This is a genomic window from Streptomyces sp. SudanB182_2057, assembly GCF_964272715.1.
GTDB classification, from domain to species: Bacteria; Actinomycetota; Actinomycetes; order Streptomycetales; family Streptomycetaceae; genus Streptomyces; species Streptomyces rubradiris.
Window position 1 is genome coordinate 8,076,525 of the sequence record NZ_OZ186798.1, and the last position, 8,392, is coordinate 8,084,916.

At 76.2% G+C, this 8,392-nt stretch carries 3 protein-coding genes; all 3 read left to right on the plus strand.

What is annotated here, in order from left to right; translation table 11 throughout:
• Positions 1-20 precede the first annotated feature (20 nt).
• From ACSURM_RS35920 to ACSURM_RS35930, 3 genes are read left to right on the plus strand one after another with little or no spacing between them, the layout of a single operon-like run.
• Entirely contained in the window at positions 21-1,142 is a 1,122-nt protein-coding gene (locus tag ACSURM_RS35920; protein WP_436960142.1) for an HAD-IIIC family phosphatase, read from the plus strand.
• A complete protein-coding gene (locus tag ACSURM_RS35925) occupies positions 1,139-4,753 on the plus strand; it encodes an amino acid adenylation domain-containing protein (protein WP_436960143.1) in 3,615 nt (1,204 codons plus the stop codon). The genes ACSURM_RS35920 and ACSURM_RS35925 overlap by 4 nt, the downstream gene beginning before the upstream one ends.
• Positions 4,754-4,758: 5 nt before the next feature.
• A complete protein-coding gene (locus tag ACSURM_RS35930) occupies positions 4,759-8,157 on the plus strand; it encodes a non-ribosomal peptide synthetase (protein WP_436960144.1) in 3,399 nt (1,132 codons plus the stop codon).
• Positions 8,158-8,392 lie beyond the last annotated feature (235 nt).

Here is an 8,392-nt window from a genome sequence, read left to right on the forward strand (position 1 = left end):
CCCGAACCGGAAGGACGCAGATGACCGCGGCCGTTGGCCTTCCCACCGTCAAATGCCTGGTGTGGGACCTGGACGACACCCTGTGGGACGGGGTGGTACTCGAAGGCGACCGGCCCAAGCCGTTCGCCGCCGCCCTGCGCACCCTGGACACCCTCGACAGCCGCGGCATCCTGCACGCGGTGGCCAGCCGGGGCGAGCGCGACGTCGCCGAACGCTGGCTGAAGGAGTGCGGCCTGGCCGACCGCTTCGTCGCCCTGGAGATCGGCTGGGGCGCGAAATCGGACGCCGTCGCCGCCGTGGCCGAATCCCTGAACATCGGCATCGACACCCTCGCCTTCATCGACAACGATGCCTTCGAACGCGGCGAGGTCGCCGCCGCCCACCCCACGGTGCGCTGCTACCCGGCCGACCAGGTGGGCGCCCTGCCGGACCTGGACGACTTCCGGCCGCCCTTCGTCACCCCCGAGTCCCGCCAGCGCCGCGCCATGTACCAGGCCGAGCAGCGCCGCAAGGCCGCCGAGGAGTCCACGAGCGGCTCCCAGGCGGAGTTCCTCGCCTCCCTCGGCCTGACCCTGACCGTGCGCCGCGCCCGCCCCGGCGACCTGGAGCGCGCCCACGAACTGACGGTGCGCACCCACCAGCTCAACAGCACGGGCCTGACCTTCTCCCTGGAAGAGCTGCGGGACCTCGCCGCCTCACCCCGGCACGAGGTGCTGGTCGCCCGGCTCACCGACCGGTTCGGCTCCTACGGCACCATCGGCCTGGCCGTCAGCGACCTGCTGGACGGCGAGCAGCGGCTGCGGCTGCTGCTCATGTCCTGCCGCGTGCTCTCCCGCGGCATGGGCCGGGTCCTGATCGGACACATCGTGGAGCGGGCCCGCGCCGCCGGCCGGGTGCCGCGCGCCGAGTTCGTCTCCACCGGGCACAACCGGATCACACTCGTCACCCTCGGCTTCGCCGGCTTCGTCCCCGTCGAGCGCGACGGCGACCGGATGCTGCTCGAACACCGCCCGGACCGCGGCGAGGCCGACTCCCCGCACGTACGGGTCATCGACGAGGACGACGTGAACGACGAGGACGACGAGCACACGGACCCGGCGGGCCCGGCCGGCATCGAGGACGGGGAGGGGACGACCACGTGACCGGGATCGACACCGCCGAGCTGACCGAACTGGTGCGCCGCACCGTGGCCGAGGCCGTCGGCCGTGCGGACGACGAGGTCGGCGACGACGACACCCTGGTGGGCCTCGGCCTGGACTCGCTGCGGGCCCTGGAACTCGCCGCCCGGCTGGAGAAACGCCTGGGCGCACGCCTCGACCCGTGGCTGCTGCTCGACCGCGAGACCGTCGCCGAGGCGGCCGAGGGCATCGCCGAGCAACTGCGCGCGGACGGCACCGGCCGGGCGGAACCGGAGCCGGCGGGCGCCACGGCCGCCGACGGACGGCGTGAACCGTCCGACGGCGAACGCAGACTGTGGTTCCTGTACCAGCTGGCCGAGGACTCCTCCGGCTACCTGCTCTCCTGCGGACTGCGCCTGCGCGGACCGCTGGACCCGCCCGCCCTTCAGGCCGCGTTCGCTGCCGTCGTCACCCGCCACCACCCGCTGCGCACCCGCTACGCGGAAGGCCCGGACGGCGAACCCGTCGCCGAGACCCTGCCCCCGCCCGCCCCTTTCCCGCTGCCCGTCACCGACCTGCGCGACCGCGCGGACCGCGAGCAGGCGGTCCGGGCCGCCGCCGAGGAGGACCGCCACACCCCGTTCGACCTCGGCGCGGGCCTGCCGCTGCGGGCCCGGCTGCTGCGCACCGCCGACGACGAGCACGTCCTGCTGCTGGCGATGCACCACATCGCCTTCGACGCCTGGTCCACGGCCGTACTGCTGCGCGAACTGACCACCGCCTACCGCGCGCACCGCGAGGGCACCGACCCACTGGCCGCGCTGCCCCGCCTGGAAGAGGGCTACGACGCCTTCGCCCGGGCCCAGCGCCGCGGCTCGGTGCTGCGCAGATCCCGTCTGGCCTGGTGGCAGCGCTACCTGGAGGGGGCGCCGCCGCGCATCGACCTGCCCGGCGACACCGACGGCGCCGCCCCGCACGCCGGCACCCACGGATTCGACCTGCCGACCGACCTCGTCGCCCGGCTGAAGGAGTTCTCCGCCGGCGAGGGCAACACCCTCTACACCACGCTCCTCGCGGGTTTCCTGGCCCTGCTGCGCGCCCGCGGCGCCGGTGCCGACCTGGTGGTCGGCACGCCCGTGACCGGCCGGGTCACTCACGCCTACCAGCAGCTCATCGGGCTGTTCGTGAACACCGCAGTGGTCCGCGCCGACCTGTCGGGCACCCCCACCGTGCGGCAGACCGTCGACCGTGTCCGGGCCGCGGTACTGGGCGTGCGCGATCACCAGGAGCCGTTCAGCGAGATCGTGCGCGCCGTCAACCCGCCGCGGGTGCCCGGCCGCAACCCGCTGTTCCAGGTCATGTTCGACATGCACAGCCTGCCCATCGACCTGCTCGACCTGCCCGGGGTCGGCGTGTCCTCGCTCGACGGCCGGCCGGTGTCCCTCAACACCGTCGAGGCGGCCGGCGAGGAGGCCAAGTTCGACCTCACCCTCACCGTCGAGGACCGCGGCGAACGGGTGCTGTGCGCGCTGGAGTACGAGGCCTCGCGTTTCAGCCGCCCCTGGGCCGAGGCGTTCGCCGCCGACTACGCCCGGTTGCTCGGCGCCTGGGCCCGGGACCCGGACCAGCCCCTCGCCGCCACCCTGCCCGCCGCCGCGTCCGCCGCGCCGCCTTCGGTGCTGACCGGGCCGGCCGGACCCCTGGACGACATCGCCGCCCACCGGCTCATCGAGGACCGTGCCGCCGAGCACCCCGACGCCCCCGCCGTCCGCGACGGGCACGACGAGCTGACCTACGGCGCACTCGACACCCGCGCACAGGCGTTCGCCCACACCCTGCGCCAGGAGGGCGTACGCCCCGGCACCGTGGTCGGCCTGCTCCTGCCCAGGTCCGCGAGCCTGGTCACGGCCGCCCTCGCGGTGTGGAAGGCGGGCGGTGCCCACCTCACCCTCGATCCGCGCTACCCGGCCGAACGACTGCGGGCCATGCTCACCGAGTCCGGCTGCCGGCTCGTCGTCGGCGACCCGGGCCTCGTACCGGAACTCGCCGACGCGGCCCGCTTCCTTCCTGTGACACCGCCACCCGGCGACAGCGGCGACAGCGGCGGCACCGGTGACATCAGCGATATCGGAGACAGCGGCGGCACCGGTGGCATCGGTGGCCACCTGTCCGGCCCGCCCGGCGCAGAGGCGGACCGTGCCGCCTATGTCGTGTTCACCTCCGGCTCCACCGGGCGGCCCAAGGGCGTCGCGGTCACCCACCGGGCACTGCTGAACAACTTCCGCGCCTGGAGCGCCGCCTACCGCCTCGACCAGGTCCACGCCCACCTCCAGATGGCCGGCTCGTCCTTCGACGTCTTCCACGCCGACCTGGTGCGCGCGCTGTGCTCAGGGGCCTGCCTGGTGCTCTGCCCGCAGGACGCGCTGCTCGACCCGCCCGCACTGCTGCGGCTGCTGCGGGAGAACCGGATCGGCTTCGCCGAGTTCGTGCCCGTGGTCCTCCAAGGGCTGCTCGAACACCTGGAGGAGCAGGACGCCGACCTGTCGTTCCTGCGCGCCCTCGCCGTCGGCTCCGACGCCTGGCCGGCCGGCGCCCACCGCCGCCTGCTGCGCCGCATGGCCCCGGACGCCGTCCTCGCCAACTCCTACGGCCTGGCCGAGGCCACCGTGGACAGCGCCCTGTTCACCGGCGACCCGGCCGGCCGCACCGACGAACAGCAGGTGCCCATCGGCCGCCCGCTGCGCAACACCCGCCTGTACGTGCTCGGCGAGGACCTGCGTCCGGTGCCGCGGGGCACCCCCGGCGAACTGTGGGTGGCCGGCGCGGGCGTGACCGCCGGATACCTGGGCCGGCCCGACGAGACCGCCCGGCGGTACCTGCCCGACACCGTCGCCGGAGCCCCCGGCGAACGGATGTACCGCACCGGCGACCGGGCGGTGCTCCTCGACAGCGGCGACCTGGTGCTCCTCGGCCGGGTGGACCGCCAGCTCCAGGTACGCGGGCTGCGGGTGGAACCGCAGGAGGTGGAAACGGTGCTGGCCGCCACCCCGGGCGTGCGCCGGGCCCTGGTGGTCGCCGACCCGCGCGGAGCCGCCGAGGGCCTGGTGGCCTACCTCGTGCGCGAACCGGGCGCCGACCCCGACCCGCGGCAGGCCACGGCGATCGCCCGCCGCGCCCTGCCGGAACCCGCCTGCCCCGGCCACTACGCCGTCGTCGACACCCTGCCGCTCACCCCCAACGGCAAACCCGACCTCGCCGCGCTGGCCCGGGTACCGCTGGCCGCGGCCGGCGCGGGCGGCACCCGGACCGCACCGCGCACCGAAGCGGAGCGGGCCGTCGCCGCCGTCTGGCGCGAACTGCTGGAGACGGACGACATCGGCGCCGACGACGACTTCTTCGAACGCGGCGGACACTCCTTGCTGCTCACCCGCATGGTGGCCACCCTGCGGCGACAACATGGCGCCGCGCTCGCCCTGTCCGAGGTGTTCCGGCAGCCGACCGTGGCCGCCGTCGCCCGGCTGCTGGAACAGACCGGCCGGACCCCGGCGCCGGCCGTCCCACCGCGCCGCACCGCGGCCCGCGCCACCGTCAGGATCGGCGCCGACGGCACCGTACTGGCGGCGGAGGACAGGTGAGCTCCGTGGACGGACAGGTGAGTGCCGTGGACGGACGGGTGGGTTCCGTGGACGGACGGGTGGGTTCCGTGGACGGACGGGTGGGTTCCGTGGAGGGGCAGGTGGGCCCCGTCGACGCCGTACCCGCCCGCGAGGCGGCCGCCGAGGTGCTGCCCGCCACCTCCGCCCAGGAGCGGCTGTGGTTCGAGGAACAACTCGACCCCGGCCGCGCCCTCTACGCCGTGCCGTGCGTGCTGGAGCTCACCGGGCCCGTGGACCGGGAGGCGCTCGCCACCGCCCTCACCCGGCTGGTGGCCCGGCACGAGGCCCTGCGCACCGGCCTGCTGCGCCAGGACGGCCGTCTGCTCCAGGTCGTCCTCGGCCCGGACCAGGTACGTGCCGAACTGGGCTACGAGGACCTCCGCGGCGAACCCCGCCCCGCGACTCCGGCCCACGAGGGACTCGGCGGCGACCCCGGCCCGACCGCCCGGGCGCTGGAGCGTGCCGAGCGGGAGTTCCGGCGGCCCTTCGCGCTGGCGCGGCCCCCGCTGCTGCGGGCGCTGCTGCTGCGCACCGGCGTGGACCGGCATGTGCTGGTGCTCACCGTCCACCACACCGTCTGCGACGGCGCCTCCGTCGCCGTCCTCGTCGACGGGCTGTTCGGCGAGTACGCCCGGGTGCGGCGCGGCGAGCCGGCCGCACCGCCCCCGGACGGTCCCGGGTTCGCGGACTGGGCCGCCTGGCAGGAGGAGCGGCTCGCCCCGGAGCGCGAACGGCTGCTGGCGCACTGGAAGAGCGCGCTGACCGGCGTCACCCCGCTCGTGCTGCCCACCGACCGGGAGCGGCCCGCCACCCCGGACCACGAAGGCGCCGTCCGCCACACCGCGCTCGGCGGCGCCCGGCTCGCCGCCCTGCGCGCGCTGTGCCGCGCCGAGGGCGTCAGCGGCGCCACCGGTCTGCTCGCCGCCGTCTGCGCGCTGCTCCACCGTCTCACCGGACAGCGGGACGTGTGCGTCGGCATGCCCGTCTCCCGGCGCGACGACCCCGCGCTCGCCGAGGTCGTCGGGATGCTGGTCAACACCGTGCCCGTACGCGTGGACCTGCCGGGGGAGACGACCTTCCGGGAGGCGCTGCGGCGCACCGGCCGGGCCGTGGCCGACGCCGTCGCCCACGGCGACCTGCCGTTCGACGAGATCGTGCGGGCCGCCGACGTGCCCCGGGGCGCGGACACCCCGCTGTTCCGGGTGCTGGTCGGCCACGAGCGCGCCGACGGCCCCCGGGCGGACGCCACCGGGCCGGCCGTGCGCGAACTGCGCCCGCCGTTCCCCACCGCGCGCTACGACCTGTCGTACTACTTCACCGAGGACGCCGACGACGCCGCCCTGTCGGTGGAGTACCGCACCGCCCTGTTCGGCCCCGACCGGGTCGAGCGGCTGCTCGGCCACTTCCGCACCCTGCTCACCGCCGCGCTCGCCGCCCCCGACCGCCCGCTCGCCGAACTGCCCCTGCTCACCCCCGAGGAGGAGCGGGAGACGGCCGCGCTCGCCACCGGCACCCGCGTGGAGGAACAGCCGCCGGTCACCGAACAGATCGCGGACTGGGCACGGCGCACCCCGGACGCCGTCGCGGTCGCCTGCGGCGGCACACAGGTGACCTACGCGCGGCTCGCGGAGCGCGTGCGCCGGCTGGCCGCCCGGCTGCGGGAACTCGGCGCGGGCCCCGAACGGCCCGTCGTCGTCGCCGTACCGCGCTCCGCCGAACTGCCCGTCGCCCTGCTCGCCGTACTCGCCTCCGGATCGGCCTTCGTCCCCGTCGACCCCGGCCACCCGCCCGCCCACCTGGCCCGGATCCGCGCCGACAGCGGCGCCCGGCTCGCCGTCACCACCACCGCCGCGCGCCCCGCGCTGCCCGGGGACGGCCTGCGTACGCTCCTGCTGGACGCCGGGGAACCGCTGCCCGAGGCACCGGAGCCGATCGCGGTACCGGAACCCGGCCACCTCGCCTACGTGCTGTACACCTCGGGCTCCACCGGCCGGCCCAAGGGCGTGATGATCGAACACCGGTCGCTGGCCGGACTGATGGCCGTGATGGACGAGGTGGACCCCATCGGCCCCGGCGACACCTGGCTCGCCACCTCCAGCGTCACCTTCGACGTGTGCCTGGCGGAACTCCTGTGGCCGCTCACCCGGGGCGCCACGGTGGCGGTGTCCGCCGCGGGCGTCGGGCGCCCCGGACTCGCCGGGGAACTGCGCCGCTTCGCGCCCACCCACCTCCAGGTCACGCCCTCCGCCGCCCGGCTGCTGCTCGCCGACCGCGACACCGCCGCCGGGCTGCGCGGCCTGCGCGCCCTGATCCTGGCCGGCGAACCCCTCACCGGGCCGCTGGTACGGGAGTTGACCCGCGCCACCGGCGCCCGGGTGCACAACCTGTACGGGCCCACCGAGGCCACCGTGTACGCCACCCACCACCCCGACCCCGACCCGGAACAGGCCGCCGTCCCGATCGGCCGGCCCGTCGCCGGCGCGGTCGTCCAGGTCCTCGACGAGCGGGGCCGCCCCTGCCCGCCGGGCGTGCCGGGCGAGCTGTGGATCGGCGGCCTCGGCGTCGCCCGCGGCTACCTGGGACAGCCGGAACTGACCCGCCATCGGTTCACCGACGCCCCCGCCATCGGTGGGCGCGCCTACCGCACCGGCGACCTGGCCCGGCGCCGCACCGACGGGGTACTGGAGTTCCTCGGCCGCCTCGACCGCCAGGTGAAGGTGCGCGGCGTACGGGTGGAGCCCGCCCAGGTGGAGCGGGCCCTGGAGGAACACCCGCGGGTACGGCAGGCCGTCGTCGCCCCGCGCACCGGACCCGCCGGCATCACCGAACTGATCGCCTACGCCGTCCCCGCCACCTGCGACGAGGCCGACCTGCTCGCCCATCTGCGCGCCCGGCTCCCGCAGGCCATGGTGCCCGCAGCCGTGGTGGCCCTGGACCGGATCCCGCTCACCCGGAACGGCAAGACCGACTTCGCCGCGCTGCCCGGGCCGACGGTACGGCGCCCCGCACCGGGCGACGGCCCGCCGCGCACCGAGGCCCAGCGGGCCGTCGCCGCCCTGTGGGCCGAGGTACTGGGCCGCCCGGGCCCGGGGACCGACGCCGACTTCTTCGCCTCCGGCGGGGACTCGCTCAAACTCGTCGCCCTCTACGAGCGGTTGGAGAGCCGTTGGCCGGGGGCGCTGCGGCTGGCCGAGCTGTTCGACCTGACGACGGTGGCGGCACAGGCCGAGGCGGTGGAGCGGCGAGCAGGGACTACGACACCGGCCGGGCCGGACGACGGTGCCGCGCCGGACGGCGGCGGACCGGACAACGCCGGGCCGGGTGGTGCCGGGTCGGACGGTGCCGGACCGGGTGGTGCCGGGTCGCGGAGGGTGGAGCTGTGACGGACCGGCCTCCCGTGCGAGCCGGGCGTCTCGGCTCCGCACCACCGGTGCCCGGCTCCACGACCGGGCACCCGGACCCCGCATCCCCGCCAGGCCCCGCATCCCCGCCCGGCCTCGTACGCCCGCCCGGCCCCGTATCCCCGTCCGGTCCCGACTCCCGGTCCGGGCCCTCGGCCAGGCGGCCGGACCCCGTATCCCCGACCGGAGCCACGACCCGGGGCCGTGCCCCGGGGTC